This window comes from Bordetella genomosp. 8, from assembly GCF_002119685.1.
Classification (GTDB): domain Bacteria; phylum Pseudomonadota; class Gammaproteobacteria; order Burkholderiales; family Burkholderiaceae_B; genus Bordetella_C.
The window spans coordinates 89,912-116,565 of the sequence record NZ_CP021108.1 but is presented as its reverse complement, the minus strand read 5'-3'; the positions used below and the strand labels follow the sequence as shown (position 1 = coordinate 116,565).

The 26,654-nt window shown below is 67.5% G+C and carries 24 protein-coding genes and 1 riboswitch; of the genes, 14 read left to right on the top strand and 10 right to left on the bottom strand.

From position 1 onward, the window contains the following. Nucleotides 1–5: 5 nt before the first annotated feature. Nucleotides 6–1,196, bottom strand: a complete 1,191-nt coding sequence (locus CAL12_RS00520) for an acetylornithine transaminase (protein WP_086062689.1) — start codon at nt 1,194–1,196, stop codon at nt 6–8. A gap of 300 nt (nt 1,197–1,496) precedes the next feature. On the opposite strand from CAL12_RS00520, the gene CAL12_RS00515 reads away from it, so the two are divergent. Then, nucleotides 1,497–2,840, top strand: coding sequence for a hydantoinase/carbamoylase family amidase (locus CAL12_RS00515; protein WP_086062688.1), 1,344 nt, complete (start codon nt 1,497–1,499; stop codon nt 2,838–2,840). Here CAL12_RS00515 and CAL12_RS00510 read toward each other — a convergent pair. Beyond that, complete coding sequence (locus CAL12_RS00510) at nt 2,837–4,099, bottom strand: M20/M25/M40 family metallo-hydrolase (RefSeq protein WP_086067594.1); 1,263 nt, start codon at nt 4,097–4,099, stop codon at nt 2,837–2,839. The genes CAL12_RS00515 and CAL12_RS00510 overlap by 4 nt on opposite strands. 107 nt (nt 4,100–4,206) lie before the next feature. Between CAL12_RS00510 and CAL12_RS00505 the strand changes: the two genes are divergently transcribed. From CAL12_RS00505 to CAL12_RS00480, 6 genes are all read left to right on the top strand, one after another. Next, nucleotides 4,207–4,893: a GntR family transcriptional regulator gene (locus CAL12_RS00505; protein WP_086067593.1), complete on the top strand. Its 687-nt coding sequence runs from the start codon at nt 4,207–4,209 to the stop codon at nt 4,891–4,893. A 30-nt stretch (nt 4,894–4,923) separates the two neighbouring features. Further along, the gene (locus tag CAL12_RS00500) at nt 4,924–6,120 is read left to right on the top strand and encodes a methyl-accepting chemotaxis protein (protein ID WP_332458859.1); all 1,197 of its coding nucleotides are present in this window, start codon (nt 4,924–4,926) and stop codon (nt 6,118–6,120) included. A gap of 236 nt (nt 6,121–6,356) precedes the next feature. Further along, nucleotides 6,357–7,139, top strand: a complete 783-nt coding sequence (locus CAL12_RS00495) for a transporter substrate-binding domain-containing protein (protein WP_086062686.1) — start codon at nt 6,357–6,359, stop codon at nt 7,137–7,139. 7 nt (nt 7,140–7,146) lie between these two features. Continuing rightward, nucleotides 7,147–7,815 carry an amino acid ABC transporter permease gene (locus CAL12_RS00490; protein ID WP_086062685.1) on the top strand — a complete coding sequence of 223 codons (669 nt, stop codon included), beginning with the start codon at nt 7,147–7,149 and terminating at the stop codon, nt 7,813–7,815. After that, nucleotides 7,812–8,468 (top strand): amino acid ABC transporter permease, encoded by a 657-nt coding sequence (locus CAL12_RS00485; RefSeq protein WP_086062684.1) that lies wholly within the window; start codon nt 7,812–7,814, stop codon nt 8,466–8,468. Before CAL12_RS00490 ends, CAL12_RS00485 begins: the two co-directional genes overlap by 4 nt. Then, nucleotides 8,449–9,177, top strand: coding sequence for an amino acid ABC transporter ATP-binding protein (locus tag CAL12_RS00480; protein ID WP_086062683.1), 729 nt, complete (start codon nt 8,449–8,451; stop codon nt 9,175–9,177). The genes CAL12_RS00485 and CAL12_RS00480 overlap by 20 nt, the downstream gene beginning before the upstream one ends. 33 nt (nt 9,178–9,210) lie before the next feature. Here CAL12_RS00480 and CAL12_RS00475 read toward each other — a convergent pair whose 3' ends face one another. Continuing rightward, nucleotides 9,211–10,350 (bottom strand): DSD1 family PLP-dependent enzyme, encoded by a 1,140-nt coding sequence (locus tag CAL12_RS00475; protein WP_086067592.1) that lies wholly within the window; start codon nt 10,348–10,350, stop codon nt 9,211–9,213. A 273-nt stretch (nt 10,351–10,623) separates the two neighbouring features. Here CAL12_RS00475 and CAL12_RS00470 point away from each other — a divergent pair, with 273 nt between their 5' ends. Together CAL12_RS00470 and gluQRS are read left to right on the top strand one after the other, a co-directional pair. Next, nucleotides 10,624–11,085, top strand: coding sequence for a DUF494 family protein (locus tag CAL12_RS00470; protein WP_086062682.1), 462 nt, complete (start codon nt 10,624–10,626; stop codon nt 11,083–11,085). Between the two features lie 117 nt (nt 11,086–11,202). Continuing rightward, entirely contained in the window at nt 11,203–12,096 is an 894-nt protein-coding gene (gene gluQRS, locus CAL12_RS00465) for a tRNA glutamyl-Q(34) synthetase GluQRS (RefSeq protein ID WP_086062681.1), read from the top strand. On the opposite strand, the gene CAL12_RS00460 is transcribed toward gluQRS, so the two are convergent. Further along, nucleotides 12,084–14,834: a GDYXXLXY domain-containing protein gene (locus CAL12_RS00460; protein ID WP_086062680.1), complete on the bottom strand. Its 2,751-nt coding sequence runs from the start codon at nt 14,832–14,834 to the stop codon at nt 12,084–12,086. The two genes, gluQRS and CAL12_RS00460, sit on opposite strands and share 13 nt — an antisense overlap. A 61-nt stretch (nt 14,835–14,895) precedes the next feature. Between CAL12_RS00460 and CAL12_RS00455 the strand changes: the two genes are divergently transcribed. Then, complete coding sequence (locus CAL12_RS00455) at nt 14,896–17,562, top strand: DNA topoisomerase III (RefSeq protein WP_086062679.1); 2,667 nt, start codon at nt 14,896–14,898, stop codon at nt 17,560–17,562. A gap of 40 nt (nt 17,563–17,602) precedes the next feature. Then, the gene (locus tag CAL12_RS00450) at nt 17,603–19,036 is read left to right on the top strand and encodes an aldehyde dehydrogenase family protein (RefSeq protein WP_086062678.1); all 1,434 of its coding nucleotides are present in this window, start codon (nt 17,603–17,605) and stop codon (nt 19,034–19,036) included. Between the two features lies 1 nt (nt 19,037). Here CAL12_RS00450 and ilvB read toward each other — a convergent pair whose 3' ends face one another. Continuing rightward, the gene (ilvB, locus tag CAL12_RS00445) at nt 19,038–20,861 is read right to left on the bottom strand and encodes a biosynthetic-type acetolactate synthase large subunit (RefSeq protein WP_086062677.1); all 1,824 of its coding nucleotides are present in this window, start codon (nt 20,859–20,861) and stop codon (nt 19,038–19,040) included. 94 nt (nt 20,862–20,955) lie between these two features. Here ilvB and CAL12_RS00440 point away from each other — a divergent pair, with 94 nt between their 5' ends. The 3 genes from CAL12_RS00440 (at nt 20,956) to ribB (ending at nt 23,106) form a co-directional block, all read left to right on the top strand. Next, entirely contained in the window at nt 20,956–21,435 is a 480-nt protein-coding gene (locus tag CAL12_RS00440; protein WP_086062676.1) for an Lrp/AsnC family transcriptional regulator, read from the top strand. Between the two features lie 93 nt (nt 21,436–21,528). Further along, entirely contained in the window at nt 21,529–22,017 is a 489-nt protein-coding gene (locus tag CAL12_RS00435; protein ID WP_086062675.1) for an SET domain-containing protein, read from the top strand. A gap of 108 nt (nt 22,018–22,125) precedes the next feature. Beyond that, nucleotides 22,126–22,281: riboswitch (FMN riboswitch) on the top strand. 108 nt (nt 22,282–22,389) lie between these two features. Next, entirely contained in the window at nt 22,390–23,106 is a 717-nt protein-coding gene (gene ribB / locus CAL12_RS00430; RefSeq protein ID WP_086062674.1) for a 3,4-dihydroxy-2-butanone-4-phosphate synthase, read from the top strand. A gap of 30 nt (nt 23,107–23,136) precedes the next feature. Here ribB and CAL12_RS00425 read toward each other — a convergent pair whose 3' ends face one another. The 5 genes from CAL12_RS00425 to CAL12_RS00405 form a co-directional block, all read right to left on the bottom strand. Further along, a complete protein-coding gene (locus tag CAL12_RS00425) occupies nt 23,137–23,664 on the bottom strand; it encodes a nucleoside 2-deoxyribosyltransferase (protein WP_086062673.1) in 528 nt (175 codons plus the stop codon). A 28-nt stretch (nt 23,665–23,692) separates the two neighbouring features. Continuing rightward, the gene (locus CAL12_RS00420) at nt 23,693–24,142 is read right to left on the bottom strand and encodes a nuclear transport factor 2 family protein (RefSeq protein WP_086062672.1); all 450 of its coding nucleotides are present in this window, start codon (nt 24,140–24,142) and stop codon (nt 23,693–23,695) included. An 81-nt stretch (nt 24,143–24,223) separates the two neighbouring features. After that, complete coding sequence (panE, locus tag CAL12_RS00415; protein ID WP_086062671.1) at nt 24,224–25,147, bottom strand: 2-dehydropantoate 2-reductase; 924 nt, start codon at nt 25,145–25,147, stop codon at nt 24,224–24,226. A 77-nt stretch (nt 25,148–25,224) separates the two neighbouring features. Further along, nucleotides 25,225–25,533, bottom strand: coding sequence for a TFIIB-type zinc ribbon-containing protein (locus CAL12_RS00410; RefSeq protein WP_086062670.1), 309 nt, complete (start codon nt 25,531–25,533; stop codon nt 25,225–25,227). Between the two features lie 99 nt (nt 25,534–25,632). Further along, entirely contained in the window at nt 25,633–26,538 is a 906-nt protein-coding gene (locus CAL12_RS00405; protein ID WP_086062669.1) for a phytanoyl-CoA dioxygenase family protein, read from the bottom strand. Nucleotides 26,539–26,654 lie beyond the last annotated feature (116 nt).

Sequence of the window (26,654 nt, the reverse complement as noted above, 5' to 3'; positions counted from 1 at the left end):
AGCGCCTAGCCGCGCATCCTGGCGATGATGCCGTCCAGGGTGTCGAGCATCAGGTCGACCTCCTGCTCGGTCACGTTCAGCGCCGGCATGAAGCGCAGCAGGTTGGCGCGCGGGGCGTTCAGCAGCATGCCCTGCGGCTCCAGCTTGCGCGCGGCGTCGACGATGGCCGGGCCATCGTCGCGGTCCATGACCAGCGCGCGCAGCAGGCCGGCGCCGCGTTCGCCGTGCATGCCCCACTTGGCCGACAGCTTCAGCAGGCCTTCGGACAACTGGCGGCCACGCGCCTGCACGGTTTCCATGAAGCCCGGCGCGTTCAGCACGTCGAACACCGCCACGCCCACGGCCGTCATCAGCGGGTTGCCGTTATAGGTGCCGCCCTGTTCGCCGTGCGAAAACACGCTGACGTCCTGGCGCGCCAGCAAGGCGGCCAGCGGAACGCCGCCGCCGATGCCCTTGCCCAGCGTCATGATGTCCGGCGTGATGCCGAACTGCTGATAGGCGAACATGGTGCCGCAGCGGCCCATGCCGGTCTGCACTTCGTCGACGATCAGCAGCAGTCCGTGCTCGTCCGCCAGCTTGCGCAGGCCCTGCATGAATTCCGCCGTGGCGGGGATCACGCCGCCTTCGCCCTGCACCGGTTCCAGCATGATGGCGACGGTCTGCGCGTCGATCAGCTTGTGCACCGAATCCAGGTCGTTCAGGTTGGCCTTGGGGAAGCCGTCCACCTGCGGCGCGAACATGGTGCCCCAGCCCGGCTTGCCCGACGCCGACATGGTCGCCAGCGTCCGGCCATGGAAACTGTGGTCCATGGTGATGATCTTGTAGGCGCCGTTGCGGTTGACCTTGCCCCACTTGCGCGCCAGCTTGATGGCGCCTTCGTTGGCTTCGGCGCCGCTGTTCGCGAAGAAGACGCGATCGAACACCGAAGCCTGGGTCAGGCGCTGGGCCAGATTCAGCGAGGGTTCGTTGAAGTACGCCGGCGAGGGGTTGATCAGCTTGGCGCCCTGCTCGTTCAGCGCCCGCAGCATTTCAGGCGCGCCATGGCCCAGGCAGTTCACCGCCCAGCCCTGGATGAAGTCCAGGTATCGCTTGCCCGCGTTGTCCTCCAGCCAGGATCCCTGTCCTCGCACGAACACGAGGTCCGGGCGGGAAGTGATCTCCATGAGGGTGTTGACGTTGTACTGGCTGAATTCCATGGCTGTTCCTGGTTGAAGGAAGAAGAAACCCTGCGCCGCCGTGGATATCGGCGGGCAAGAGGCTAAATTTATCACCCTGATGCGGCGAGACAGGTGTCGGGCCGCCAGGAATTTGCGGCGCGCGGTAAAAAAGCATCATTGAAGGCCGCCGCAGGCGATCGAAGCCGCGGCGTAGCGGGCGGCGGCCGCCGGACCGATGGGGCGGACACGACGGCGTCCACCACCCGACCGCCCCGAGTCCTGTATACAAAGTTTGTGTATTGGCGTTAAATGCAGGCTCCCCACAGCGCGGAATTCTCCATGTCCTCCACCGCCTTGCGCCCCCGCGGCGAACGCATCCTGCGCTGGGCCGACGCCCTGGCCCGGCATTCCGATCACCCGGATCACCTGACCTGCGCCTACATGACCCCCGCGCACCGCGCGGTGGCCGCCGCGCTGGAGACCTTGATGCGCGAGGCGGGCTTCGACGACGTGCGGCACGACGCGGTGGGCAATGTGATCGGCCGCTATCGCGCCGCCCCTGAACGGCAGCCGGCGCGGCTGGTATCGACCGGCAGCCATTACGACACCGTGCGCAACGGGGGCCGCTACGACGGACGCCTGGGCATCCTGCTGCCCATCGCCATCGTGGCCGACCTGCACGCACAGGGGCGCCGCCTGCCCTACGATTTCGAGGTCGTCGGTTTCGCCGAGGAAGAAGGCCTGCGCTTCGGCAGCACCTTCCTGGGCTCGTCCGCCTACGTCGGGCGTTTCGATCTGTCCGCGCTGGACCGCCGCGATGCGCAGGGGATCGCGATGCGCGACGCGATGCGCGACGCCGGCTTCGACCCGGATGCATTGCGCGATCGATCCCTGCATCACGCCGGCGCCGGCGCGGATACGCCGTCGATGGTCGCGTCCAGCCAGGCCAGCGAGACCGGCGCGTCCGCGGGCGAACCCGGCGCGCTGGCGCATTACTTCGAGGTACACATCGAGCAAGGCCCGGTGCTGCTGCAACGCGGTCTCGCGGTGGGCGTGGTCAGTGCGATCGCGGGTGGCGTGCGGCGGCTGCTGACGCTGGAAGGCCAGGCCGGCCACGCGGGCACCACGCCCATGGATATGCGCCGCGACGCTGCCTGCGCCGCCGCCGAAATCGTCCTGGCCGTGGAGCGGCGCTGCGGGCGGGGCGACGGGCTGGTGGGAACCGTGGGCCGGCTGGAGGTACCGGACGGCTCGGTCAACGTCATCCCCGGCTGCTGCCGGCTGTCCCTGGACGTGCGCGCGCCCGACGATGCCGCGCGCGACGCCGCGCTGGCCGACCTGGACGCGGAGATCGCCGCCATCTGCGCGCGCCGGGGTGTGCGCCATGCGATGGAAGAGATCATGCGCGTGCCGGCGACGCCCTGCGAGGGCGCGCAGCGTTCGCTATGGTCGGCGGCGATCGCCGCCCACGGCGTGCCGGTGCATGAGCTGTCGTCGGGCGCCGGGCACGACGCCATGATGGTCGCCAAGGCGGCGCCGGTGAGCATGCTGTTCGTGCGCTGCGGCAATGGCGGGATCAGCCACAATCCGCTGGAGACCGTGACGGAGCAGGATGTGCAATTGGCCGCGCAGGTGACCGAGACTTTCCTGCTGGGCCTGGACGCGACCCTGGCGGGAAACTAGCTGCCGGCGTCCAGCAGATCCGCCAGCGTCAGCGCCACCACCTGCGTCGCCTTGCGCAGGTCTTCCAACCGCAGGTTCTCGTCGGCGTTATGGCCACCCGCCTCGACCAGGGTGCGCGGCCCGGCGCCATACAGCACGGTGGGTATCCCGCGCTGCGTGTAGTGCCGCGCGTCGGTGTATAGCGGCACCCCATGCACGGGAATCTCCGCGCCCGTGATGGCCTCGGCGTGCCGCCGCAGCGGCTCGATCAGGTGTTCCGCCCCAGGCAGCCGCGTCAGCGGCTGCGCCAGCATGATGCGCCGGACGGTCGCGGCACAGCCGGGCCGTTGCGCGATCGCGCCATCGACGATGCGGCGCAGCTCGCCTTCCGCGTCATGGCCCGCTTCCTCCGGAATCATGCGGCGGTCGATGCGGAAGCTGACGCGGTCGGGCACCACGTTGGTATTGATGCCGCCTTGTATCAGGCCGACGTTCAAGGTGGGCGCGCCTATGCCCGGCGTGGCGGAACGCCGGCCAGCCAGTTCGGCGCGAAAGGCGTACAGCGCCTGCAGCACGTGCGTGGCGGCCTCCAGCGCATCGACGCCGGTCTCCGGCATGGCGGCATGCGCCTGGCGGCCCTGGATGGAAACCTCCACATGAAGGCAGCCGTTATGCGCCGACGTGATCGCATAACCGAAGCCCGCCGACAAGGCATAGTCCGGCCGGCTGTATCCCTGGTCGAGCAACCAGCGCGGACCGATCTCCCCGCCGACTTCCTCGTCGAACGTGAAATGCAACTCGACCGAGCCGCGCAGGGCGGCGCCCGCCTGCTGCGCGTGCCTGAGCGCCAGCAGGGCCCAGGTATACGTGGCGAAATCGGACTTGGATACCGCGACGCCGCGGCCGTACATCACCGGACCATGCCGCGCATCCTGTTCGATCTGCCCGCCATAAGGGTCGCGTTGCCACCCCTCGCCCGGCGGCACCACGTCGCCATGCGCGTTCAAGGCGATCACCGGACCGCCCGGGCCGAAGCGATGACGCACGATCAGGTTGACCGCCGACTTCATGCCATTGCCCTGCACCAGTTCCTGCGGCACCTCGTAGGCTTCGACCTGCATGCCCAGCTCGCCCAGCAAGGCGGCGGCACGGCGCGCGATGGGCGCGCAGTCGCCGGGGGGATTGTCGGAAGGCACGCGAACCAGCTCGCGCAGGAAGGCCGTCTGGCGCTCGTGCTGGCCGTCGATGAAGGAAATCAGCGATGCGGTGTGGGAAGTCATGCCGACCACTCTAATGCATGTAAATTTTGTATGCAATCTATGTGGCCTGAAATTGGTTAGACTTGACGATCGCCGGCGCACGCGCCGGTCCGTTACGCAACATTCCCATGCCCGCATCGACAGCCGCCGACACCAGCACCGAGCACATCGCCCGCGATATCGCGGCGGCCATCGTCGCCCATCGCCTGCCCCCGGGTACCCGGCTGCGGGAAGAAGCGCTGGCGCGCGCCTATGGCGTCAGCCGCACCAAGATCCGCGCCGCGCTGCTGATGCTGTCCAAGGACAAGCTCATCCGCACCGTGCCGGACAAGGGGGCCTTCGTCAGCAAACCCAGCGCGGCGGAGGCGCGGGAAATCTTCGCGGTGCGCCGCATCCTGGAAACCGCCATGGCCCGCGAGTTCATCGCCCGCGCCAGGCCGGCGGACTACAAGCGCATCGAGCAGCACCTGAAGCAGGAACGCAAGGCGGTGGCGGGCGGCGACGTCCAGCTGCGCAACCGGCTCCTGGCCGATTTCCATACCCTGCTGGCCGAGGTCGCCGGCAACGCCGTGCTGACCGAAATGCTGCGCGAACTCTCCGCGCGCAGCGCCATCATCACGGTGCTGTACCAGTCCACGGTGGACGCCGCCTGCTCGTCCGACGAACACCACGCCTTCCTGGAGGCCGCCCGCGAGGGCGACGTCGAGCGCGCCTGCCAGCTGATGATCGAGCACTTGGACCACGTGGAACAAGGGCTGGACTTCGAGTCCGACGCAAGCGGCGACAGCGGCCTGGTGGCTGCGTTGCTCACCTGAACGGCCGCGATCGACGCACGGTTTCGTGCATTGAGCCCGTCCCCACGCACCGTCGCGACGCGTTTGCACTCCTGCCTATGCCGAAAGCCGGGTTTGTACCGTTCGAATCGCAAAAAAAGCTGTTCTGTCACAACGATATTTCATAGTATTTCCAAACGTAGTCATCGAACGACATATCCGGCGGCCGCCGGCCTGACCACGCTCGGAAATATCATGGAAGAAGCCCAGACCATCGCGGATCTGTCGCAGTGGATCGGCAAGATCACCAGCGGCAAGATCCGCGACATCAAGGAAATCACGCTGGAAACCCGCCTGTTGGGATTGAACGCGGCCATCGAGGCATCGCACGTGGGTGAGGCGGGACGCGGCTTCGCCATCGTCGCGGGCCGCGTGCGGGAGGTTTCCGAGCGGGTCGAGGCCCTGGCCAATTCGCTGCAGGCCGAATTGCGCCAGCTGGGCGAAAGCGTCAACAACGAACTGCGCCGCAGCCGCGGCCAGCGCCTGGCCGACCTGGCGCTCAACGCCATCGAAACCATAGACCGCAATCTGTACGAACGCACCTGCGACGTGCGCTGGTGGGCCGCCGACACCGCCGTCACGGCGGCGCTGTGCGAGCCGGGCGCCGACACCGCGCGCCATGCGGCCCAGCGACTCGGCATCATCCTCGATACCTATACCGTCTACCTGGACATTTGGATCGTCGATCCCGCCGGCCGCGTGCTGTGCAACGGACGGCCCGACGTCTATCCGGACGCCGCGAACAGGAACGTCGCGTCCACGGAGTGGTTCCGGCAGGCCATGGCCAGCGGCGGGCCGGAGGAATACGCCAGCTGCGACATCGAGTGCGTACCGGCGCTGGGCGGGTCACAGGCCGCGATCTATGCCGCCGGCGTCTACGAAGGCGAGTCGAACAACGGCCCGGTCGGCGTACTGGCCGTTTTCTTCGACTGGCGCAAACAGGCGGCGGGCGTACTGGCCAACGTGCGGCTGGCGCCGGAACCGGGCAGAGCGGTACGCTGCATGATCGTCGATGCGCGCCAGCGCATCATCGCCAGCACCGACGGCAAGGGCCTGCTGAGCGACCGCTTCGAACTGCGCGCCGGCATGGACGAGGCCAGCGGCTACTACGCGGATGGCGCGACCCTGTGCGGCTATGCGCGCACGCCGGGCTACGAAACCTACCCTGGCATGGGGTGGCACGGCGTCGTGGTGGACAAGCCGGCGTAGCGCTGACGCAATTTTCCAACACTCGCGCGGCACGCCCGGACGCGGCCGATGCGCATCGTCCTGGTGCGTCCGCGCACCACAAGGGTGCGCATCGCGGGCTGCCCGCGCATTCTACGCGCGCCCGTGCCCCGCGATCCCTCCAGTCGAGCAGATGGCACGCATTTTGCGTTCGGTTTTGTATACCGTTTTAGTGTGCAAACAAGCCGTGCCCATCGGCACGAATACCGGAGAAGCCCATGAACCGTAGACACCTTCTGCTGGCAGCGTGTGCCGCCGCCACCGTCCTGGCCGCCGGCACCGCCAGCGCCGACGCCCTGCAGAATATCCAGAAGGCCGGAACCATCCGCGTCGCGGTACCTCAGGACTTCCCGCCCTTCGGCTCGGTCGGCCCGGACCTCAAGCCCGTGGGCTACGACATCGACACCGCCAAGCTGATCGCCAGCCGGCTGAATGTCACGGTGGAACTGGTCCCCGTCACCAGCGCCAATCGCATCGCCTACCTGCAGACCGGCAAGGTCGACCTGGTCATCTCCAGCATGGGCAAGAATGCCGAGCGCGAAAAAGTGATCGACTTCTCCGCCGCGTACGCGCCCTTCTTCAACGGCGTGTTCGGCCCCGCCAATATCAAGGCCAGCAAGCCGGAAGACCTGGTCGGCAAGACCGTCGGCGTCACGCGCGGCGCGGTGGAGGATATCGAGCTGAGCAAGATCGCACCCGAAGGCGCGACCATCAAGCGCTACGAAGACAACAACGGCACCATCTCCGCCTTCCTGTCGGGCCAGGTGCAGCTGATCGCCACGGGCAACGTCGTCGCCGCCGCCATCCTGGCGAAGAACCCGCCCAAGAAACCCGAAACCAAGTTCCTGATCAAGAACTCGCCGTGCTTCATCGGCCTGAACAAGAACGAACCGGCGCTGCAGGCCAAGCTCGACGCGATACTGGTGGAAGCCAAGAAGGACGGCTCGCTGAACGCCATCTCGCGCAAGTGGCTGGGCGCCGACCTGCCGGCGGGACTGTAGGCACCCCATGGCCTACCGCTTCGATTTCCTGGCGATCGCCGATTACACCCCGGTCCTGGTGAAGGGCCTGGGCGTGACGGTGGAATTGATCGCCGTCGGCGCGGTGGCGGGCGTGGCCATCGGCATCGCCGGCGCATGGGCCAGCACCCAGGGCCCGCGCTGGACCCGTCCGCCGGTCACGGCCTATGTCGAACTGATCCGCAACACGCCCTTCCTGATCCAGCTGTTCTTCATCTTCTTCGGCCTGCCCTCGCTGGGCGTGCAGATGGGCGAGATGCAGGCCGCCTGCCTGGCGATGGCGATCAACCTGGGCGCCTACAGCACCGAAATCATACGTGCCGGCATCGACGCCACCCCGCGCGGCCAGTACGAGGCGGGGTTCAGCCTGGCGATGAGCCGTATCCAGGTCTTCCGCCACGTCGTGCTGCGGCCGGCGCTGTCACGCATCTGGCCCGCGCTGTCGTCGCAGATCGTCATCGTGATGCTGGGTTCGGCCGTGTGCTCGCAGATCGCCGCGGAAGACCTGTCCTTCGCCGCGAACTTCATCCAGTCGCGCAACTTCAGGCCGTTCGAGGTCTACATCGTGACCACGGTGATCTACCTGATACTGGCGATCGTGTTGCGGCAGTTGCTGCGCTACGCGGGCAGGCGCATGTTCGGCGGGAGCGCGCGATGATCGAGTTTTCGCTGTGGGACATCGTGCGCAATCTGCTGCTGGCGGCGCGCTGGACCGTGGTGCTGGCGACGGTCGCCTTCGCCGGCGGCGCCGTGCTGGGCCTGTGCGTGTTGATGATGCGCACGGCGCGCGCGCCCTGGCCGCGCCGGGCCGCATGGGCCTTCATCGAACTGTTCCAGGGCACGCCGCTGTTGATGCAGCTGTTCCTGGCTTTCTTCGGCCTGTCGCTGGCCGGCGTGGACGTGCCGGCCTGGCTGGCAGCGGGCACCGCCCTGGTGTTGTGGTCGGCCGCCTACCTGGCGGAAATCTGGCGCGGCTGCGTCGACGCCATTCCGCGCGGGCAATGGGAAGCCTCATCCAGCCTGGCGATGGGGTACGCGCAGCAGATGCGCCACGTGATCCTGCCGCAAGCCCTGCGCATCGCGGTGGCGCCGACGGTGGGCTTTACCGTGCAGATCGTCAAGAGCACGGCACTGACTTCCATCATCGGATTCACGGAACTGTCCAAGGCCAGCACCATCATCACCAACGCCACCTTCAATCCCTTCACGGTCTATGCGGTGGCCGCGCTCATTTATTTCGTCCTCTGCTGGCCGTTGTCGCGCGCCAGCAAGGCGCTGGAAAGGAAGCTGCATGCCGCTCATCGCACTTGAAGAAATACGCAAGCGCTTCGGATCCAATGAAGTCCTGAAGGGCGTGACGCTACGCGTGGAACCGGGCGAAGTCATCGCCATCATCGGCAAGAGCGGATCGGGCAAGAGCACGCTGCTACGCTGCATCAACGGCCTGGAGACGATCGATGAGGGCTCCATCATGGTGGCCGACGCGCAGTTGGTGAACGACGACCTGCACCTGCGCGCATTGCGCCTGAAGGTCGGCATGATCTTCCAGCAGTTCAACCTGTTCCCGCACCTGAGCGCCGGCCGCAACGTCATGCTCTCGCCCATGGTCACGCGCAAAATGCCGGAAGCCGAGGCCGCCGTGCTGGCGCGGCAGATGCTGGAGCGCGTGGGGCTGGGTCACAAGTTCGACGCCTGGCCCGACCAGTTGTCGGGCGGCCAGCAGCAGCGCGTCGCCATCGCGCGCGCATTGGCCATGCAGCCGATCGCGCTGCTGTGCGATGAGATCACCTCCGCGCTGGACCCCGAACTGGTGAACGAGGTGCTGTCCGTCGTGCGCGCGCTGGCAGCCGAAGGCATGACGCTCATCATGGTGACGCACGAGATGCGCTTCGCGCGCGAAGTCTGCGACCGGGTGGTCTTCATGCACGAAGGCCGCGTGCATGAAACCGGAGACCCCGAAACGGTGTTCGGTAATCCCCAGACGCCGGAGCTGCGCCACTTCCTGGGGCTGGGAAGCTAGCGCGGCCCGTACGGCGCGGGCACCCGGCCGATATCAACGGCTGAGCCCGCGCGCCGCGATCGGCCACAGGCCTTCCACGACGCCGCCGCGCGTCGCCACCAGCGTGTCGTGCAGATTGAAAGTGGGATCGCAATGCGACGGCACCAGCAACAGCTTGGCGCCCAGCGCCGGCGCGACGGCGCCGGCCGCCACGCGCACCACGCCATGCTCGTCGTTGGCCGCCACATAGGTCAGCCCGGGCTGCTCATGCAGGCGCGGCAACCCGCATTCGATGGTGGTCGATTTCAGCCCGGCATCCAGCACGATGCGGTCGGCGGTGGGCGTGCTCATCACCGTAGTGAGCAGGAACAGGCTGTTGCGCAGGCGCAGCTCGCCCGCCCATTCGTTGTCGCCGTAGTCCACGTCCATGAAGGGATAGGTTCCCGCCTGCAATTCCGTGTAAACGCGGCCCGGCGCGTCGAATTCCGCTGTGCCGGTCCCGGAGCCCGTGATGATCGGGCAGGCGTAATCGTGTTCGGCCAGGATGCGGGCGCATTCCTTGGCGCGGGCGGCGGCTTCGCGGCAGGCCGCCGCGCGTTCGGCGTGGCCGCGGCGATGTTGCAGCGTACCGTGATAGGCCTGCAGCCCGGCGAAACGCAGTCCCGGCAGGCTTTCGATCCGGCGCGCCAGTTCCAGCGCGGCGGTGGCCGACGGCACGCCGCAGCGGCCCTGGCCGACGTCCAGTTCGACCAGCACGTCGATACGCGCATCGTGGCGCGCCGCCGCGCGCGACAGGTCGGCGACATTGCCGGCGTTGTCGACGCACACGCTGATCCTTGCCTGCCTGGCCAGCGTCGCCAGGAGCTCGAGCTTTGCGGCGCCGACGACTTCATTGCTGACGTGGATATCGCGGATGCCGGCGGCCACGAACGGCAGGGCTTCGCTGACCTTCTGCACGCACACGCCGCGCGCGCCCAGCGCGGCCTGGCGCAAGGCGACTTCCGGGCATTTGTGCGCCTTGGCATGCGGGCGAAGCGTGACCTTCCAGCGGTCGGCCCAGTCCTGCATGGCGCGCAGGTTGTGCTCGAAGGCATCCAGGTCCACCACCAGGCTGGGGGTGTCCACCTGCTCAAGCGTATCGCCGATACTCGCGGGCGGCGCCAGCTCCGGAACGGGCGTCGCCGCGCCGCTCATATCCAACTCGGTATTGTCCAAACGGTTCTCCTCATGCATGCCCGCAGGCGCCCGGTTGGTGCCCGGCAAGCCCCGCGACAGTGGGCGATAAAACCTGAATATTGACTGAATTTCGTGCCTATTCCCGCGATCCCCGCGCTACGTCCGCCGCCTGTCCATAACGCCGGCGCCGGCCGGTTGCCCCGGGACTTGAATAAGCGTAAAGTGAATTCATGTTTGCTGGTTTGCCGATAAGCGGGCCGACTGGGCAAACTGGCCTAAATGCTGCGCCCTATGTTCGATATCCTGGTCTATCTTTTTGAAAATTACTACACGCCGCAAGCCTGTCCCGCGGCTGACGTATTGGCTAAACGCCTGGCAGCGGCGGGCTTCGAACACGAAGACATCGACGACGCACTAGGCTGGCTGTATGGCCTGGCCGAGACCACCGAACGCTGCGTCGACCTGGCACAGCAGCCCGCCACGGGCACGCGCATCTACACCGATAGCGAATACCGCCAGCTGGGTAGCGAAGCCATCGGCTTCATCACCTTCCTGGAATCCGCCGGTGTCCTGCCCGCGCCGCTGCGCGAGATCGTCATCGACCGCGCCCTGGCCGCGCCCGAATCGCCCGTCCCCCTGTCCAAGCTGAAGATCACGGCGCTGATGGTGCTGTGGAGCCAGGAAGCGGACATCGACAATCTGGTGCTGGAAGAATTGCTGGACGACGAAGGCGACGTGCGCTGCCTGCACTGAAACCGTCGGCTTCCCGCCACACCGCCGGCCTTCGGGCCGGTTTTGCTTTGGTGTCCACTCCGTGTTGACCTTGGCCCGACCGACGGCGCATCCCACTCCTCGGGCCCGTGCTTTCCCATGACCTATATCGGCCGTTTCGCTCCCAGCCCCAGCGGTCCGCTGCACGCGGGTTCGCTGGTGGCCGCCCTGGCCAGCTACGTGGATGCGCGCGCGCACGGCGGCACCTGGCTGCTGCGCATCGAAGACATCGACGCGCCGCGCACGGTACCGGGCGCCGATCGCGTCATCATGCGCCAGCTACGCAGCCTGGGACTGCAATGGGATGGCGAAGTCATATGGCAATCGCAGCGCGACGCGGCTTACCGGCATGCGCTGGACGACCTGACGGCGCGCGGCCTGGTCTACGGCTGCGCCTGCACGCGGCGCGAGATCATGGAAAGCCACGCGGCGCTGGAACGCGCGCGCGGCGCTCCCCTGGCCCTGCTGGACGGCGAACGGCCCTATGCCGGCACCTGCCGCGACGGCCTGCCGCCAGGCAGGCTGGCGCGGGCCTGGCGCCTGCGCGTACCCCCCGGCGAAGAAACTTTCGCCGACCGCTGGCTGGGGCCGCAGCGGCAGGACGTCGCGCATGCGGTGGGCGACTTCGTCCTGAAGCGGGCCGACGGGATGTGGGCCTATCAATTGGCGGTGGTGGTCGACGACGCCGCGCAGGGCGTGACCGACGTGGTGCGCGGCGCCGACCTGCTCAGTTCGACCGCGCGTCAGCGCGTGCTGGCGCGGATGCTCGGCGCACATCCCCCGCGGGTGATGCACGTGCCGCTCGTCCTCGACCCCGCCACGGGCCTGAAGCTGTCCAAGCAGAACCACGCCCCGGCGCTGGACCTTACGCGGCCGCTGGAGGCCCTGGCGCTGGCCTGGCGCGCCCTGGGCTTCGGCCCCATCGCGGCCGACCGGCCCGCGTCCTTCCTGGCCGAGGCCACCCGCCAGTGGGCGCGCCGCTATAAGGGCTGAAGGTCGGCGTTCAACAGGCGCACCAGCAGGCCGGTGCCGTCGTCGCCGACCCGGAACTCGCCATAGCGGGCATCCTGGTAGCGTTCCGCCTCGCCCTCCGGAAAGAAATAGGCATTGGTGACCAGGCGCACGCCGTCGGCGCGCAGGCGATAGCGCAGCACGACTTCGCCGCCGTCGTGGGGCTGCGGCGCCGGCTGCACGCGCACGGGCTGGGCCACGCCCTGGCCATCGGGGGCCAGCACGACGTATCCATCGGTGCGCGGGCCGCCCCACAGGCTGGCCACGCCAGGATCGCGGCCGTCCTCCAGGCGCACGATGTCGCGCGCGGCGGCGAAGCGCAGGGCCATGTAGTCGCCCTGCATCAGCGAGCGGGGATCGACGGGCGCCAGGGCCAGCCGTACGACATGGCCGCCGGCCAGCAGTTTTTCGCGCTGCCAGATGCCCGTGTTGACGACGATCAGCACCGCGGCCAGCCCGGCCACCATGACTGCTGCCCAGAGAGGACGGCGCGGCGAAGCGGGCGCCAGGGCCGCCACGGCCGGACGGCCTTCCAGCAGGCGCGGCAGGCGCCAGGCGACCAGCCGCATGAGCAACAGCAGCACGCCCGCGCCGGCCAGCCACACGGACTTCTGCAGCAGCGGCACCGTCAGCTGGTAATAATAGAGAACCAGGTAGGCCAGCAACACGATCTGGCCCCAGCGCAGCAAACGCGTCCGCCCCAGGCCGAAGCCCAGCAGGATCCACGCCAGCGCGAAAGCGATACCCGGGGCCGGCAGCCAGCAGATGCCCAGGATCAAAAGCCCCACCGGTACGCCGATGCGCAGGCTGCGCGGCAGTACCGCGCGGCGGCGGCGGATCAAGGCCCAGCCCACGGCGACCGGCAGCAGGGCCGCCAGCACCAGGAAGATGGCGGCGGGAGGATGCAAGGCCCACAGGGCCGGCAGCTCCCATACCGGCGCGCCGGCCGCCTGCAGGGCGCCTGCCTGCGCCGCCAGCGAAAACGCCCACGCCAAGGGCTGCAGCAGGTCGCGACGGGCCACGGCCATGCGCTCGCGCGTCAGGAAGGCCGCCGCCGCCAGCCACGCGGCGCATACGCAGGCGGGCAGCCAGATGGTCAGCCCGCGCACCACGTCGAAACCCATCCAGGTCAGCACATGGTCATACAGGTCCTGGGTGTCCGCCGAGAACGTGGTCAGGATGAACAGCGCCATGGCCATCATCAGCGCGCTCAGGAAACGCAGGATGACGTCCGGCGCCAGCACGTAGACCACCGCGGCCAGCACCAGGATGAGCAGGGCCGAGCCGGTGGGCGAATTGGTGATCGACAGGCCCACGGCCACCAGGATCAGGCCCGAGAACGCCAGCGCGGTCGCGCACTGGCGCCAGAACAACTGCTGGGCATTGCGCGCCACCGCCACCCCGGCCACGCAAAGCACCAGGCCCAGCACCAGGGCGGCCGACGTGGACGGGACGATGCCGGACGCGAGCAGGAAAACCAGCAGCAGGGTCGTGGCGAACCAGGCGCTCAGGGCCAGGAGGCCCTGCACGTACCACGGCGTGTGGGTGCGGTGTGTGGTCTGCGGACCCAGCTGGATCACCGGAACGGGCTCGACATCCGCGCCGGCGGAGGGCACGGCTTCGGGCGCGGTCGGCGTCGATGCGGCCGCGACAGCCGGGGCCGTAACGCCGGCAGCCGGATCCGCCGCGGGCGGGACGTGCGCGGCCACGGCCGCCGGCAGGCCGGCCGGCGCGGCGGCGGGGACCTCGACTGCGTCCGCCGGCTGCAGGTACGCGGCATCGGGCGCCACGGCCGCCTCGGGCTGGCTGGCGGCCAGGCGCCGCAACCAGCGCGCGGCGATCACGGCTTCGCCCATCAGCAGGGCCGCCAGCGGCAATGCCACCCAAACGCCCGGGTCGATGCTCAACAGCCATTCGCCGACCACGCGCAGGGACACGCAGATGACGCCGGCCGCCAGCAAGGCCAGCACGACCAGGTCGCGCCGGACGCGTGTGTAGAAGAAACCCAGCACCAGGGTGACGCCCACCCAGGCCACGCCCGTATAGGTCCCCAACCCTTCGACGATGGACTCGCCGAACATGAGCGCCAGCGCCAGCACGCCGACCGCCAGGAGCACCAGCACGCGCGGCCCGACGCCGGTACGGGCGTGGCCGCGCCAGGCGCAGAATTCCCAGGCCGCCAGCATCACTATATTGAAGGCGGCGACCACCAGGCTGGCAAAACCGGGACCACCGAAGACCACCCACCAGGACAGCACCCGCTCGCCCAGCAACAAGGCCAACGCGATATTGGCCAGGACGATCCAGAACAGCCATACTCCCTGGCTGCGCGCCGCCAGGGCCCAGGGCAGCATCAAGGCCGCCCACAGCCCGAACAGCTCCCAGGTATCTGCACCGGTCTGGTAGGTCTGGCCGACCAGGGCCAGGAGCGCGCCCAGCAGTACCCCGGCCAGTCCGACCACGCAGGCCCGTCCATGCGCGGCAATGGCGGTGCGCGCGGGCCGCACGTACAGGACGGCGGCGAGCAAGGCGCTTGCTACCAGCAGGGCCTGGGTTCCGGCCAAACGCTGTACCTTGCTCATCGCCGCCCAGTTGGCGGCGACCCAGCAAACCGCCGCGCTGGCCAGCAGCAATAACCCGAGCGCCAGCGTCGCGCGCGCCAGAAACGCGCGCCAAGCGTGCAATTCCGATCCTGCCGGCATACGGGCGTCGACTTGCATCTGGCGATTCTCCCCTCTTATCATCCGCGCTATTGCGGCGGCCAGCCGCCATTGGATACTCATGAGCAAAACGTTGATTATTGCCGAGAAGCCCTCGGTCGCCCTGGATATATCACGCGCCCTGGGAGGCTTCGCGCGTGAAGGGGAATACTTTGAAAGCGAACGTTACGTCTTGGCGTCCAGTGTCGGCCATCTGCTGAGCCTCGTCGCCCCCAACGATCCGGTGAAGGGTAAATGGAGCTTCACGCACCTGCCCGTCATCCCGCCGAAGTTCGAGCTGGATCCCACCGACAAACGTTCCAGCGAACGCCTCAAGCTGCTGGTGCGCCTGGCCAAGCGCAAGGACGTCGACAGCATCATCAACGCCTGTGACGCGGGCCGCGAAGGTGAACTGATCTTTCGTTACATCATCCAGTACGCCGGGGTGAACAAGCCGATCCAACGGCTTTGGCTGCAGTCCATGACGCAGGCCGCCATCCGCGACGCCTTCGCCAACCTGCGCGACGACGGCATCATGAAGCCGCTGGAAGCCGCCGCGCGTTCGCGCGCCGAAGCCGATTGGCTGGTGGGGATCAACGGCACGCGCGCCATGACCGCCTTCAACAGCAAGGACGGCGGCTTCTTCAAGACCCCGGTCGGTCGCGTGCAGACGCCGACGCTGGCCATCGTGCACGAACGCGAGAACCGCATCCGCGCCTTCGTGTCGCGCGATTACTGGGAAGTGCGCGCCACCTTCGTCGCCGCCGCCGGCCTGTACGAAGGACGCTGGATCGATCCGGATTTCAAGAAGGACGACCGCGATCCGGAAAAGCGCGAATCGCGCCTGTGGTCGCTGGCGGCCGCGCAGAGCGTCGTCGCGGCCTGCCGCGAACAAAGCGGTACGGTCACGGAAGAATCCAAGCCGTCGACGCAACTGTCGCCCGCCCTGTACGACCTGACGTCCCTGCAGCGCGAAGCGAACGGCCGCTTCGGTTTTTCCGCCAAGACCACGCTGGCCCTGGCGCAGACGCTGTATGAACGCCACAAGGCGCTGACCTATCCGCGTACCGATTCGCGCTACCTGCCCGAGGACTACATCAACACGGTGCGCGACACCATGCGCACCCTGTCCGACGCCCAGGGCGGTCCCGCCGGTGCCAGCGCGCGCCATGCGGCAAAGATCGTGTCGGAAAACTGGGTCAAGCCGAATCGCCGCATCTTCGACAACAAGAAGGTCTCGGATCACTTCGCGATCATCCCGACGCTGCAGGTGCCGCGCGACCTGAGCGAGGCCGAGGCCAAGCTGTACGACCTGGTACTCAAGCGCTTCCTGGCGGTGTTCTTCCCCGCGGCCGAGTACCGCGTCACGACGCGCATGACGGACGTGCAAGGCCATCGCTTCCGCACCGACGGCAAGGTGCTGGTCGCCCCCGGTTGGCTGGCCGTCTACGGCAAGGAAGCGCAGGACGAGGACGCCAACCTAGTGCCGGTCGCGGATGGCGAAAAAGTCCGCACCGAAGACGTCGAAGCCGTCGGCCTGGCCACCAAGCCGCCGCCACGCTACAACGAAGCCACGCTGCTTTCCGCGATGGAAGGCGCCGGCAAGCTGGTCGAGGACGAAGAACTGCGCGAAGCCATGTCCGAACGCGGGCTCGGCACGCCGGCCACGCGCGCCGCCATCATCGAAGGGCTGCTGAACGAAGGCTATCTGCGCCGCGAAGGCCGCGACCTGGTCCCCACCGCCAAGGCGCGCCAGCTCATGACGCTGCTGTCGGGCCTGGACGTGACCGAACTGACGTCGCCCGAACTCACGGGCGAATGGGAACACAAGCTCAAGCAGATCGAACAGGGCGGGCTGCAGCGCGATGCCTTCATGCGCGAAATCGCGCAGATGACGCAGATCATCGTCAAGCGGGCCAAGGAGTACGAGCGCGACACCGTGCCGGGCGACTATGCGACCCTGAAGACGCCGTGTCCCAAATGCGGCGGCGTGGTCAAGGAAAACTACCGCCGCTACGCCTGCACCAACTGCGACTTCTCGATCGGCAAGCATCCGGGCGGCCGTACCTTCGAACTGCCCGAAGTCGAGGAATTGCTGGCCAAGCGCGAGATCGGTCCCTTGCAGGGCTTCATCAGCAAGATGGGCCGGCCGTTCGCCGCCATCCTGCGCATCACCGACGAATACAAGCTGGAGTTCGACTTCGGCCAGAGCAACGACGAAGACAACGAGCCGGTGGATTTTTCCGGCCAGACGCCGGTCGGTCCCTGCCCGAAATGCCACTCGCGGGTATTCGAGTACGGCATGAGCTATGTGTGCGAAAAGTCGGTCGGTCCCGAAAAGACCTGCACCTTCCGTTCCGGCAAGGTCATCCTGCAGCAGGAGATCTCGCGCGCGCAGATGGAAAAGCTGCTGACCGAGGGCCGCACGGATCTGCTGGACGGCTTCGTGTCCAGCCGCACCAACCGCAAGTTCAAGGCTTACCTGGTGCGCCAGCCCGACGGCAAGATAGGCTTCGAGTTCGAGCCGCGCGCGGAGAAGGCGGCCGGCAAGACGGCGGGCGGCGCGGGGAAGACGGCGGCCAAGACGGCCACGAAGACAGCCACGAAGACAGCCACGAAGACAGCCACGAAGACAGCCACCAAGACAGCTACGAAGAGCGCCGGCAAGACTGCCGCGAAGACCGCGGCGAAGAAAGCACCCGCCAAGAAGGCGGCCGCCAGGAAAGCGCCGGCCAAGACCGCGGCCTGACCCGGCGGCCGGGCCGCGCGGCACAAAGGAGACTACCGCCATGCAGCAGCATTTCATCGACAACCGTCCCGTGCCCTCGTCCACCGGCGAATTCATTCCGGTGATCGATCCGTCGACGGGGCAGGAGTTCGACGCCATTCCGCGCGGCAACGCGGCCGACATCGACCGGGCGGTCAGCGCGGCGCGCAAGGCCTACGAAGGCCCCTGGGGCGCGCTGACCGCGGCGGAACGCGGACGCCTGATGCTCAAGTTGTCACGGCTGGTGCTGGACCACTTCGACGAACTGGCCGCCCTCGAATCGCGCGATTGCGGCAAGCCGACCAGGCAGGCGCGCGCCGACGTCACGGCCATTTCCCGCTACTTCGAGTTCTACGGCGGCGCGGCCGACAAACTGCACGGCGAAACCCTGCCTTACCAGAACGGCTATACCGTCCTGACCTTGCGCGAGCCGCACGGCGTCACGGGCCACATCGTGCCCTGGAACTACCCGCTGCAGATCTTCGGCCGCAGCGTCGGCGGCGCGCTGGCCGCCGGCAACGCCTGCGTGGTCAAGCCCGCGGAAGACGCCTGCCTGTCGGTGCTGCGCATCGCCGAACTGGCGGCCGAAGCCGGCTTTCCGCCGGGCGCGATCAATGTGGTGACCGGCTACGGGCACGAGGCCGGCGACGCCCTGGCGCGCCATCCCGGCATCGACCATATTTCGTTCACCGGTTCGCCCGCCATCGGGATCCTGGTCACGCAGACCGCCGCGGCGAACCACACGCCCGTCACGACCGAACTGGGGGGCAAATCGCCGCAGATCGTCTTCGCCGACGCCGATTTCGACGCCATGCTGCCAGTGGTCATCAATGCCATCGTGCAGAACGCCGGGCAGACCTGCTCGGCCGGCAGCCGCCTGCTGATCCAGCGCAGCGCCTATGAAGAAGTCCTGGAAAAAGTCGGGGCGGCTTTCGCCGCCCTGCGCACCGGCCCCGCCGACCAGGACCTGGATTGCGGGCCCCTGATCCGCAAGACCCAGCAGGCCCGCGTGGCCGACTTCCTGGCGCAGGCGCGCGGCGACGGCATCGCCACCGTCGCGCAGGGCAAGCTCAGCGACAGCGCGCCTTCGGCGGGCTTCTACCAGGTGCCGACGCTATTGCGCGACGTACCGCTGGCGCACAGGCTGGCCCGCGACGAAGTCTTCGGTCCCGTCCTGGCGGCGATGCCCTTCGAGGACGAGGCGGACGCCGTGCGCATCGCCAACGCCACCGACTACGGCCTGGTGGCCAGCGTCTGGACGCGCGACGGCGGACGACAGCTGCGCATGGCCCGCAAGGTGCGCGCGGGCCAGGTCTTCATCAACAACTACGGCGCGGGCGGCGGCATCGAACTGCCCTTCGGCGGCGTCAAGGCCAGCGGCCATGGCCGCGAAAAGGGCTTCGAAGCACTGTACGGATTCACCGTGCTGAAGACGATATCGATCAAGCACGATTGAGTCAGGCGTCCTCTTCGTACCACACGCCATTGGCCAGCATCATGCGATGGTGGCCATGGCCGGCGGGCATCATGGGATAGCAGTTTTCCTGTTCGGCCACGCAGACGTCCAGGAAATAGGGCCCCGGGCTGTCCAGGCACTCGGCCAGCGCATCGTCCAGCCCCGCCGGATCGGTCACCCGCCCGGCATTCCAGCCGAAGGCCTTCGCCACCGCCACGAAATCCGGCAGCGACGCGTTATAGCTGTGGCTGTAGCGCCCGCCGTGGATCAGCTCCTGCCACTGGCGCACCATGCCCATGTAGCCGTTGTTGCACAACACCACCTTGACCGGCACCCCGTGCTGCACAGCCGTCGATAGCTCCTGGATGTTCATCAGCACCGATGCATCGCCGCTGACGCACACCACCGTGCGGCCGGGGTGGGCGATCTGCGCGCCGATGGCCGCCGGCAGGCCATAGCCCATCGTGCCCGCGCCGCCCGAGGTCAGCCAGCGGTTGGGCCCGTCGAAACGCAGGTACTGCGCGGCCCACATCTGGTGCTGGCCGACGTCCGTCGACACGATCGCGTCGCGGCCCGCCAACGCGGCGTCCAGGCGGCTCATCAACTGCTGCGGCAGGATGGCGTCGGCGCGGGGCTCGAAGCCCAGGCAATCCTTGCCGCGCCAGCGTTCGATGCGGTGCCACCAGGTTTCCAGCTGCGCCGCCGGCGGCGCATGGTCGCCCACCGCCTGGCGCAGGGCGGTGACCAGGGGCTGGCAATCGCCCACCATGGCGACATCCACTCGCACCACCTTGTTGATCGATGCGGGATCGATGTCGATATGGATCTTGCGCGCATGCGGGCAGAAGTCCGCCAGCCGGCCGGTGATGCGATCGTCGAACCGCGCGCCCACGCACACGATCAGGTCGGCATGGTGCATGGCCAGGTTGGCCTCCAGGGTGCCATGCATGCCCAGCATCCCCAGGAAACGCGGGTCGGAAGCGGGAAAGGCGCCCAGGCCCATGAGCGTCAGCGTGCAGGGCGCATTGACGTGGCGGACCAGATCGGTGAAGGCCTCGCAGGCGGCGGGGCCGGCATTGATCAGCCCGCCGCCGCCGTAGAACACCGGCCGGCGCGCCTGCGCGATCAGGTCGGCCGCGCGCCGCACCGCGCTCTGCGGCACCTTGAAGGCGGACTTGGCCGCCTGCCGCCGCGCCCGCAGCGCCGCCACGCCATGGCGTTCCGCCGCCGGCAGGGCGTCGTCCTGGTCCGCCGGCAGGGCCAGCTGTATATCCTTGGGAAAATCGACCAGCACCGGACCGGGGCGGCCGTTGCGCGTCAGCGCCAAGGCGCGCGACACGGTATCGGCGACCGCGTCCACCCGCATGATCTGGGTATTCCATTTCGTGACGGGCCGGGAGATGCCGATGGCATCGCACTCCTGGAAGGCGTCCGTCCCGATGGCGGCGGTGGCGACCTGGCCGCTGATGCACAGCACCGGAATGGAGTCGCACATCGCGTCCAGCAGGCCGGATGTCGTATTCGCCATCCCCGGACCCGACGTGACGAGCACCACGCCCGTGCGGCCGGTGGTGCGTGCATAGCCTTCCGCGGCGTGGACGGCGGCCTGCTCATGGCGCACCAGGACATGACGCAGCCGCGGTTCCGCGTAGAGCGCGTCGTACAGGGGCAGCAAGGCGCCTCCCGGATAGCCGAAGATGGTATCCACGCCATGGGAAATCAACGTTTCCAGCAGGATGCGGGCGCCGTTGAGGGCAGGGGGCGCGCCGCCGGCGTCGGCGCCATTCAAAGCCTGGGAGTGAAGACGATCGTTCATAAACGTCATCTTAGGCCGCCCGCGCCGGAATTTTTATCCTGTTTTTCTGTCGAATCGGCATAACATTGGTAAATCTGTCTGAAAAACACGGGGAATCCAGAAAATGCGTCTCGACAAATTCGATTTGGCCATTTTGGGCGTGCTGCAGGAGAACGCCCGCGCCAGCCTGAACGAGATCGGCGCGGCGGTAGGGCTGTCGTCCACGCCCTGCTGGAACCGGATCAAGCGCATGGAAAGCGAAGGGGTGATCCGCGGGTACACCGTCAATATCGATCCGGCCGCGCTGGGCTTCATGGATACGGTCATCGTGCACGTCACCCTGGAAAGCCATAGCGAAGAAACGCTCTACGAGTTCGGCCGCGCGCTGGCCCAGGTCCCGGAGGTACTGGAAGCCTTCCTGGTGTCGGGCGATTACGACTACTACATCCGTATCGCGGTGCGCGATACGCGCGACTACGAACGCCTGCTGCGCGAGCAGCTGTACCGCATTCCGGGCATCAGGCACAGCAAGTCCAGTTTCGTGTTGCGCCGGCTGAAGGAATCCATGCTGCCCCTGATGCCGCCCGCCCCCACGCCGACATAACGCGCCGATATAATCCCCCGTCAATTCGTCCGATTGCGCCCGGCGTGATCGGTGGTCCCCTTACCGCGCGATGCGCGTGGATCCTGGCTGGTCATGACCGAAGCAAGCTCCAAACCCTGGCACGTCGTGCGGCGCTCCAAGCTGCACGGCAACGGCGTCTTCGCCGCGCGCAAAATCCCCGCGGGCACGCGCATCCTGGAATACGGCGGCGCGCGCATCAGCGCCAAGGAAGCGGACCGGCGCCATCCCACCAATCCGGACGACCCTTTCCACACCTTTTTCTTTTCGTTGTCGTCCGGCAAGGTCATCGACGGCGGCGACGGCGGCAACGACGCGCGCTGGATCAACCACAGCTGCGCGCCCAACTGCGAATCGCAGGAAGGCAGCGCGGGCAAGCGCGTCTATATCTATTCCCTGCGCGACATCAAGCGCGGCGAAGAGCTCTTCTACGACTACGGCCTGGTGCTGGATGGCAAGATCACCAAGGCCCTGAAGGAAGGCTACAAATGCCTGTGCGGCGCGGCGGACTGCCGCGGCACCATGCTGGCCTTGCCCAAGAAGAAAAAGAAGAAAAAGGACTGAAGTCGAGGTTCAGTTCCGCGGCGCGGCCCTACAGCGCCAGTGGGCATCCCCGGCCTCCCGCCCGGACTGGCATACAATCCCGTCATGCCGTCCAACCAGCGGCATGCAGTGCGTCTTCAGGGCGGGGTGAGATTCCCCACCGGCGGTAGGCCATGCAATGTGGCAAGCCCGCGAGCGCCCGCGGTCCGACAACGGACGGCGGGGTCAGCAGATCTGGTCAGATTCCAGAGCCGACGGTCATAGTCCGGATGAGAGAAGATGTGCCGGCACAATCCGTACCCCGCGCGCCTCCCGGCGCGTCCGCGGTTTTGCGTTTGGCTGTCCCTATAGCCCTGAAACGTTTTTCGCCCAACTTTCCGCGAGAGCGTTTCAATGTCACAAGCAACTTCGTATACCTTCAGTGCCGAGTCCCGCACGCCGGCGATTTTCGCGCAACCTTTTCCCATGCGCCTGGCGCGCGCGCTGCATCACATGCGCCTGGGCCGCCCCGTCATCCTGCTGGACGACTACGACCGCGAAAACGAGGCTGACCTGATCGTCGCCGCCGACAAGATCACGGTGCCGGTCATGGCCCAATTGATCCGCGACTGCAGCGGCATCGTCTGCCTGTGCCTGGAGGACGACACCCTGGACCGCCTGTCGCTGCCGCCCATGACGGCGCGCAACGAAAGCCGCCATGGCACCGCCTTCACCGTCTCGATCGAAGCCCGCGAAGGCGTCAGCACCGGCGTTTCCGCCAAGGACCGCGTCACCACCATCCGCGCCGCGATCGCGCCGAATGCCCAGGCCGGCGATGTCGTCAGCCCGGGCCATGTGTTCCCTTTGCGCGCGCAGCCGGGCGGCGTACTGACGCGGCGCGGCCACACGGAAGGCTCGGTCGATCTGGCCGTCATGGCCGGCCTGCGCCCGGCCGCCGTGCTGTGCGAATTGATGAACGACGACGGCACCATGACGCGCGGCGACGCGATCGACCGCTATGCCGCCAGGCATGGGCTGGTGGCGCTGACCATCGCGGAACTGGCCGACCATCGCCGCGGCCTGGCACCCCAGGGCGTGGCCGAGCCGGAACTGGAATCGCAGGCAGCCTGACCGCGTCAGGGACGCTGGCCGGCCGTGCGCTCAGGGGCGCGGGCTGGCCGCGCCGACGTCGCGCGCCACGCGGACCAGACATGCCTCCGCATCGCCGACCACGACGGTTGCGCTGCAGGCCAGCATCAGGTTCAGGCTCATGCCGAAATCCTCGACGACGTAGCCTTGCGCGTCGAGGTGCGCATCGCCCTGCGCCGACTTGCCCACCGCCACCTGCTCCACGATGGTGCCCGCCACGGACGTATACGCCCAGACCGGTTTGCCCAACGCGGCGGCGTAGCCGACTTCGAAGGCGGTGCCGGAATCCGGCTCGTGTCCGCGAAAGGGATTCAGATTGGCGATGATGCCGTCGGCCTGGCGTATCAGCCCGACGTTGGCGCGGCAGATCAAGTCCGCCAGTTCGCGACCGTCCAAACCGGCGGGGCCGGCCTGGTCCAGCGGGTACAGGCCGCGCAGCCCATACCGCTCGCACAGCGCCTTCAGGCTGGCGCCGTACGCCACGGCATCCGGCCGGAAGACGTCGAATCCCGCCAGATAGACCGTGAAGGGCTGGTTCATTGCGTGTCCGGATATCCGCGTGCGCGGGCTAGAACATCGTGTTGCGGTTCGCCGGGTTTTCCGGAATGTCCTGGCTGACATCCCAGTGCTCGACGATCTTGCCGTCGCGCAGCCGGAAGATGTCCACCACGGCCTGCCCGGTATCCTCGGGCGATTCCTTCCACAGCGTATGCACGACCACCAGATCGTCTTCGGCGATCATGCGCTTGATGTCGGCGCTGGCCATGGGGTGCTGTTCCAGGTACGGCCCATAGAAGTCCGCCATCGCCGACGCCCCGTCGGGCAGATAGGGATCGTGCTGGATCAGGTCCTTGGCGACGTAGGTCTGCAGCGCCTTGTCGACGTTCTTGTCCTGGAAGAGCATGCGGAAGAATGCCGTCACCACCGCCTTGTTGTCCGCCGGCGCTGCGTGCGCGGCGGCGCACAGGCTGGCGGCCGCACAGAGCAGGAAGGTGGCGGCTAGGGGTTTGAGCTTCATGCGGATTCCGGACTGATGGATAGACGGGCTGGCCGGCACGCGCGCCCGCGGCGTGCCAGTGTAAACAAAACTTCAGACCCTTCAGGCGTCGCGCTGGTTCTGATAGACCTGCAGATGCGAATACGCCACACGCAGATAGGGCGTGGCGACGCCGGTGGCGGCGCCACGGGCGATCATGTCGCCGACGATATGGTCGCCTTCGACACGCAGGCCCTGGCGCAGGTCGCGGAACATCGACGCCGTCACCGGCGAGCCGGTATCGGTGAACAGCTTGCGCGCCGCCGCGTCGGCCGGAGGCCGCACGGGATACCCGGCCGCCGCGGACACGGCCTGGGCTTCGTCCAGCAGGCCGAGCAGGACGCCCTGGCCGTCCGCCGTCGACGCGATTTCTCCCACCGAGCCGCGCATCAGGCAGGTCCCGGCCGCCAGGCTGCACAGGAAAACGTACTTTTCCCAGCAATCCTGATGGATGGATGTGCTGAGGCGGGACGAAAAGTCGGCCTGGGCCAGGGCGCCTTCCAGAGCCACGCAGCGCTCGCTGCGCGGCTCGCCGGCGCGCTCGCCGAACACGAAGCTGGCATGCTCGCCCATATGGACGACTTCGCCTTCCGGCCCCAGCGTGGCGCTGATCTGGCACAGGCCGCCCAACACGCGTTGCGCGCCGAACTTGCCGTCCAGCACGTCGTAATGCGCCATGCCGTTCATGATGGGCAGCACGACCGTGCCGGGGCCGACCGCCGGCGCGATGGCCGCGATGGCGCTGCCCAGGTCGTAGGCCTTGCAGCTGAGCACGACGACGTCGTAATCGCCGCCCAGGTCGCCGGCCGTCACTATCCCGGGATGGATCGTCGCATCGCCGCGCGGGCTGCGCAGCCGCAGCCCTTTTTCGCGCAGGGCCGCGGCACGCGCGTCGCGCACCAGGAAGGTTACGTCCACGCCCGCCTGCGCGGCACGACCGCCGAAATAGCCGCCGGTGCCACCCGCGCCCAGAAACAACATCCGCATCGTTTTCTCCATCCGGGGCGGGGACCAAGCGCGCCCGCCCAGGCCCGCATTATGCGCTCGCGCGGGACGGATGGCGCTCAGTCGAAGATCTCGTGCCAGAAGGATTTCTTGCGGTAGCCACGGTCATGGCCCCGGCCGCGATCGCGGTCATAGTCATGGTCGCGATAATGCCGGTCGCCGCCGTCGTCCCGGTAGGGCCGGCCCTGGGGCTGCGGGGGCGGCGCGGCCTGGGCGACGGCACCGCTTTCCTGGATGCTGCGTTCGATCAGCTTGTCGAGTTCGCCGCGGTCCAGCCATACACCGCGGCACTGCGGACAATAGTCGATCTCGATGTTCTGCCGGGAAGACATCACCAGGTCGGGCTCGTTGCAGCTGGGGCATTTCATATCGATCTCCTTACGTTTTCCTGAACGAAGTAGACCGAGGGGCAGCGCGATGGTTCCCGCGCCGCCCCTCCCGATATCCCTGCCTCCCACCAGCCGACCCTAGCCGCGCGGCCGGTGCAACACCTTGCTGACGGCCCGGATGGCGGCCCAGGCTACCCACCTGCCGTTGGTCAGCCGCGCCCGCGGCAGCCGCCGCATGACTTCCACGGCGATGCCACCGCGCCGATGCCATTCGCGCTTGCGCACCTGGCTGTCCGTGCGGCGCCCTTCCAGCCAGTCGAATTTGCGCTGGTTCGGCTTGTACACCGGCGGCACATTGAAGATAAGGATGTAGGCCAGACGCGGGGCGTCCGAAGTATTAGGGCCTGTGTAGTGCAGCGTCCGCATGTCGTGCACGGTGCAGCCGCCGGCGGGCAGCGGCACGGGTACCGCGTCGGTCCGCTTGAAATCGTCGCAGCATTCCAGGGGATGCAGCGACTTGTCGTTGCCGGGCGAACGATGTTGGAGCACATCGTAGAGGTTCGATCCGGGAATGAACTGCATGCAGCCGTTCACTTCGCCCACCGGTTGCAGGGCCAGCCAGATGCTCAGTTCGCGATACTCGAAATCGGGAGAGCGGAAGGCTTCATCCTGGTGCCAGGGCGTTTCCGGACCGACGCGCGCCGGCTTGAGGAGCGCATGCTCGCCGTACAGCGCGGCGTCCGGCCCCAGCAGCTGGCGGGCGATGGCGAGCGCGCGACGGTGATATGTGGTCTTCAACAGTTCGGGGGCGTAATGCGAAGGGTCGTGCAGGCTGGGGAAGGTCTGCGGCTTGTTGGGATCGTCGCGGCTGGCGAAGTCGTATTGCGCGCCTTCTTCGTAGCCAACCTTGTTCTCGAACATGCGCATGAGGGTCTGGCGTATCTGGGCCACTTCATCGGGCGGGCAGATCTCCTCCAGCGAGATGTAGCCTCGCGATTTGTATTCTGTGGTGGTTTCTTCCGGAAGAAGGTATTCCTGGTTCACATCGCGCTCCGCACTGGTCAGACACCTCGCCGCACGTCCCCGCCCGGGGACTCAAGTGGTTAGCGGCTATGTACGGCGTAAGGTATCTTTTCAAACGCGGAGCAACTATCGCTCGT